A 2,876-nucleotide genomic window follows, 5' to 3' on the forward strand; every position below is an offset into this window, starting at 1 on the left:
TGAAATAATAAAAGATTAAGCAACGGCCTTGTTCCTCAATTCAAGAGGGGCAAGGCCGTTGTGCTTCTCTTGAAATCGTTCGTTATTGTAAAAATAGATATATGCATCAATATCAGTGACCAACTCCTCAAATGTCTTGTAGGTCTTCAAATCATAACATTCCGTTTTAAAGTGTCCAAAGAAACTCTCAATTGGAGCATTATCAATGCATTTTCCAACCCGTGACATCGATCTCGTTAATTGATACTGTGTCGTTACCATCCGGTATTCCCGTGAAGTGTATTGACTTCCTCTGTCGCTGTGGATGAGTGGTGTGGCATCTGGATTAGCTTCCATAGCCTTTCTTAGGTTCTCCATAACAAGAGGATTGTCATTATGCTTACTGATATGGTAAGCCACGATAGAGCCGTCATAAAGGTCTTTAATAGCGCTTAAATAAGCCTTGCACCCTAATCCATATTGCAAGAAGGTCACATCTGTACACCACTTCTGATTAGGGACATGAGCTGTAAACTCTCTATTGAGAATGTTCTCTTCGATATTCACAAAACTGGTCTTCGTGCAATAACCTCGAGAACGACGGATAACTGATGAGATACCAAGAATACGCATTAAGCGACGAATTCGCTTCTTGTTATAAGTTGTTCCAAGTTTACGATTGACAAATCGCGTCATTCGACGATAACCTAAAATTCCTCTGTGCTTGGCATGAAGTTCCTTAATGCTCTCCGACAGTGTTTGATTCGTCTTCTCAGATGTCGTTTCCCTGTGATTGAGCCACTTGTAATAACCTGACCGAGATACTCCAAGCAATTGACATAACTGGCTAATAGAGGCTTCATGATGCTTATCGGAATAATCTTTGATGGCTTGAAATTCTTCCAAGTAGCGTCCAAGTCTTACCGTCTGTTTCTGCGTCTGATTTCCTCTAACTTTTTTAGCAGTCCTACCTCCATCTCTAAATAGCGGTTGCGCTCTTCTAGTTGTTTGATTTTGAGCTGTAACTCTTCTTCTGGGGTAAGGTTCGGTTTACTGTCTAACCCTTTACCTCTGCGATCTAGGAGTCCTTGACTGCCATCCTTCTCAAACTTTCTCACCCAGGAATAAACTTGTTGGTAGGAAATCCCATATTTCTCAATCGCTGCCTGATAGTCCTTATCATGAGCAATGGTGAAGTTAACAATCTCCACACGTTCTTCAAAAGTGGTTTTTCGTCCTTGGTTCATACGACTTAATCCTTTACTAGTTGGTTTGATTTCTATACCACTAGTATACCGTTTTATCCACTTTTCGAGAACACTTCCAGATGATATGTGATAAGTTTCAATGATCGTCTCCAAACTTCTTCGTCCAGATAGATAATCTTGTACGGCTTGTTCTTTGATTTCTTTTGAGTACCTCGTCCAAGTTTTACTTTCTCTTAGTCCTGCTATACCTAGATGTTTGTATTTACGAACCCAAGTTCTAATGGTGGTATCACTGACGCCATATTCCCTTATTAAGCTTGAAATGGATTTGCCTTTTTCTAAATACAAGTTAACAATCTTTAGTTTTTCCTCTGTGGACTTGACATTTCTTTTTGACATACGAAAACTCCCCTTATCGTTTCTAGTGAATTTTTGTTTTTTTCACTGTCCACTATAAGGGGAGTATATCACAACATCCTAACCTCTTATTTTTTTTGCTATTTCGTTAATACAATGGTATCAGAAGGATCTCGATCGTCATCTTCAATGGTCAGTTGATTGCCTTCTAGTTTGTAATATTTGAGATCATCCCCTACAGTGAGAGTGTGCTTGTCAGTGTGAACGGTTACAGGCTTGCTTTCTTTCTCGCCATCCCTTTCAACCTCTTCCCATGTACCAGAGGTACCTGAGAGGGTCAAAGTGATCTGATCAGTTTCATCAGTCCCTTTGTATATACCATCTAGATTTTCAGCTTGGCTAGCCGTTTGAGAATCTTTAGAGCTTGAAGAAACCTGTTGGGAATTGCAGAGTTTGCAGGTGTTTGAGCTATCTGGTTCGAGCAGGCTGCTAAAAGACCAAGAACTGCCAATGAGGCAAGAGAAAGTGTGAATTTATTGGATAATGTCATAGGCTTGTCTCCTTTCTTTGTTATCCCAAGTATAACAGAGCCTAAAGGCGAAGGCAATGAAAATTTCTTTTCTGAAAGTAGGAAAGTAGGTTTTGAAAAAGGTATAGTATTTCAGCAGCCCTCGTTAGATAGTTTCTCATATATCTGTCAATAAAATGAAAGAATTTTACAAACGAAGGAAAAAATGTAACCGTTTTCGGTTGACATTATATCAGCTAATTAGTATAATGGGTGTGGAATAATATAAAAGGCAATGAGGCCTATGATTGCAATGGCGCAACCGTTTCAAATCATAGGTTCCTTATTGCCTTTTTCTAATTAAAATTTTTTTGGAGGTTTTCTCATGAAGAAACATCGTCTCTTTTTGGTTTGTGGTCTAGCCTTATTTATGGTTGGTTGTCAGGCTTCCCAGTCGTCTAAAACAACTGAATCTAGTAAAGCTAGCCAGGAAACAAGCGTGAAGAAAGAAGATCAAGTCCTTGAACGTGGTCAGTGGGAGGACAAACTATATAAGAAATTAAGTAATGTTATTAAAGAAAATGGCAAATCTAGTTCAAAATATGATGAATCAGCAAAACCATATGCTGTCTTTGACTGGGATAACACTACCGTAATCAATGATATCGGTGAGGCGACCTTCACTTATCAGATTGAAAACTTAGAATTTAAGATGACGCCAGAAGAGTTGGATAAGGCGATTCGTACAAATATTCCAGAAGACAACTTTAAAGAAGATCACAACAACAAGGAAGGAAACCCTGTTAATATTGATAAGATCGCCA

The 2,876-nt window shown here is 38.9% G+C and carries 2 protein-coding genes and 1 pseudogene; 1 reads left to right on the plus strand and 2 read right to left on the minus strand.

The window, feature by feature from the left end; all coding sequences use genetic code 11:
• Window positions 1-15 precede the first annotated feature (15 nt).
• Window positions 16-1,586 (minus strand): IS3 family transposase gene (locus RWZ99_RS09200; protein WP_314678299.1). Its coding sequence is split into 2 segments (ribosomal slippage): window positions 16-941 and window positions 941-1,586, totalling 1,572 coding nucleotides; the frame shifts between segments, so codons are not numbered across the junction.
• A gap of 98 nt (window positions 1,587-1,684) precedes the next feature.
• Window positions 1,685-2,077, minus strand: coding sequence for an SP_0198 family lipoprotein (locus RWZ99_RS09205; protein WP_314678300.1), 393 nt, complete (start codon window positions 2,075-2,077; stop codon window positions 1,685-1,687).
• 360 nt (window positions 2,078-2,437) lie between these two features.
• Between RWZ99_RS09205 and RWZ99_RS09210 the strand changes: the two are divergent.
• A pseudogene (locus tag RWZ99_RS09210) lies at window positions 2,438-2,876 on the plus strand (haloacid dehalogenase-like hydrolase); the annotation flags it as partial.

The organism is uncultured Streptococcus sp., assembly GCF_963545685.1.
GTDB lineage: Bacteria > Bacillota > Bacilli > Lactobacillales > Streptococcaceae > Streptococcus.